This is a genomic window from Daejeonella sp. (assembly GCF_049655485.1).
GTDB lineage: Bacteria > Bacteroidota > Bacteroidia > Sphingobacteriales > Sphingobacteriaceae > Daejeonella.
In genome coordinates this window covers 1-2,388 of sequence record NZ_JBASJU010000404.1, presented here as the reverse complement: position 1 = coordinate 2,388, position 2,388 = coordinate 1, and the positions used below count along the sequence as shown (strand labels likewise).

Annotated in this window: 3 protein-coding genes; all 3 read right to left on the bottom strand. The window is 41.3% G+C overall.

Annotation, left to right across the window (positions count from 1 at the left end; translation table 11 throughout):
- The coding region (gene bioB / locus WBJ10_RS16370; protein ID WP_424292228.1) for a biotin synthase BioB at positions 1–655 on the bottom strand (655 nt) is incomplete at its 3' end.
- Between the two features lie 79 nt (positions 656–734).
- Positions 735–2,084, bottom strand: coding sequence for a magnesium transporter (gene mgtE, locus WBJ10_RS16365; RefSeq protein WP_424292226.1), 1,350 nt, complete (start codon positions 2,082–2,084; stop codon positions 735–737).
- A gap of 91 nt (positions 2,085–2,175) precedes the next feature.
- Positions 2,176–2,388: CorA family divalent cation transporter (locus tag WBJ10_RS16360; RefSeq protein WP_424292224.1), on the bottom strand; the 213-nt coding region annotated here is incomplete at its 5' end.

The window sequence follows — 2,388 nt, the reverse complement described above, 5'->3', positions numbered from 1 at the left end:
CTGGATGTCTGACCAGATTAGAAAGCGTTTTCAACATCGAAATTCTATCTTCAACGGTTTCACCCAATCCTATTATTCCACCGCTGCAGACGGTTAATTTTGCTTTTCGGGCATTTTCTATCGTTTTTAAACGATCGTCATATGTTCTTGTAGTGATGATCCGTTTATAATCATCTTCAGATGTGTCGAGATTATGGTTATATGCGTAAAGTCCTGCATCGGCCAGCCTTTGAGCTTGAGACTCTGTCAGCATACCCAGTGTGCAGCAAACTTCCATGTCCAGTGAATTTACTGACCTTACCATCTCAATAACCCGATCAAAATCTCTGTTATCCCGAACCTCTCTCCAGGCTGCTCCCATGCAAAGGCGGGAAGCACCGGCATCTTTTGCTTTCTGGGCCGCTTCTGTAACCTGGTCCACAGACATTAGAGCCTGCACTTCCAGATCCGTATGAAAGCGTGCTGCCTGAGGACAGTATGCACAATCCTCAGGACAGCCACCCGTTTTAATCGATAGTAAGCTGCTTATTTGGACTTCTGAATAGTCTTTATTTTCCCTATGGACTGTTGCCGCTCGATAAATTAGATCGAGTAAAGGGCTATGATAAATCTCTGATATCTCTTCTTTGGTCCAGTTATTTCTGATCTCTGTCATATTTATATACTCCGTGAAACGGAAGAAGCAAATTTAAAAAAAAACCTCAGCCCCGAAATGGTAAATTTAATACCGCAAATTAAAGTAGCAACTTACTTGCAAGCCCTAAAAGCAGCAAGAACCCAAAGACGTCGGTGAATGTGGTAATGATAATAGAAGACGCTATCGCTGGGTCTATACCTACCCTCTTCAGCATCAGAGGGATAGACGAACCTGCCATCCCTGCTATTACCAAATTTCCGGTCATTGCAACGAATATCACTAAACCAAGCATTGGGTTTCCGTCATAAAAAATTGCAAAGAGAAAAATCACTAAACCTATGCTCGCTCCATTTATAAGCCCTACTGTAAATTCCTTTAGAACCGTTCTGTAAGCCTGATTATCCGTTAAATCTGTAAGCGAAATACGTCGCACGGTTACTGCAAGTGCCTGGGTAGCGGCATTCCCTCCCATTCCTGCAATCATGACCATGTAGCCCGCTAAAATACCAAATCTGGCTATAGTGCTATCAAAGTATCGGATTACCGATGCAGCCAAAAAAGCTGTGCCTAAATTCAATAAAAGCCATGGTAAACGACTCTTAACAGCTTCCTTCCAATTACCTGCAAGTTCTTCATCCTCTGAAACCCCCGAAATCTTCAACATATCCTCGGTGTTCTCCTCTTGCATTACATCAATAACATCATCAAAAGTAATCCTACCCAGAAGGTGCATATGATCGTCAACCACAGGAATACTGGTCAGGTTATACTGTGAAATTAGTCGTGCTACCTCCTCCTGATCTGTATCTGCTTTCACGTAAACAAAATCAGTATTTATAAATTCTTCAATACGCACATTATTTCGCGCTTTTATGATATCCTTTAAGGACACAATACCACGAAGAACGTTTTTGTCATCAATAACATTTATTGTGTAGAATTCCTCCATTTCTTCGGATTGCTTGATAATTTCGTCCAAAGCATCCTTTTTCATTAAGTTCATACTGATCTTAATGACCTGGTTATTCATTAAACCACCGGCAGTGTCATCGTCGTATTTTAAGAGAGAGCGTATGTTTGAAGCATCCTCTTCGTCGAGCTCTTCCAATATCTCCTGCTGCTGCTCCTCTGGAAGCTGGCTGATGATATCTGTAGCGTCATCATAATCAAGTTCTTCGACAATCTCAGAACGACGCTCTGGATGTAAGTTTTCAAGCAGCCTTTCGGGATGAAATTCTGCATCCATTTCGGATATGACTTCCGACGCGATCTCCGCAGGTAAAATACTTATGATTCTTTCACGCGATTCCTGGGGTAAACTTTCAAATAGAATAGCAATTTCGGAAGGGTGATATTCAGCCACAAGGGATTTTAAAACCGAATCGTCCTCTTCGAGGGCCTTTCGTATTTTAAGAATGTCTGATTTATCCAGTTCAAAAGATTGCATTGATAAAAGTAGCAATTACAGACGACAAACAGGGCGTTTTGACGTCGCTAATCAATTTAAACAAGTCAGATGGCATCATTAAGCAAGATGTTTACTTATTGCTTAGCCATCCCTTTCTCCAGAAGTAGATCATTTGTAAGATTGCGATGAACAACATAACGGCCATCGTGTAGACATAACCGTTCTCCGAATAGAGTTCGGGCATATTATTCTCAAGAATTCTCCCGGATTCAGGATCCTGATATGCGAAATTCATCCCATATACACCAGCTATGAATGTCAAGGGAATAAAGATTGAAGAAAT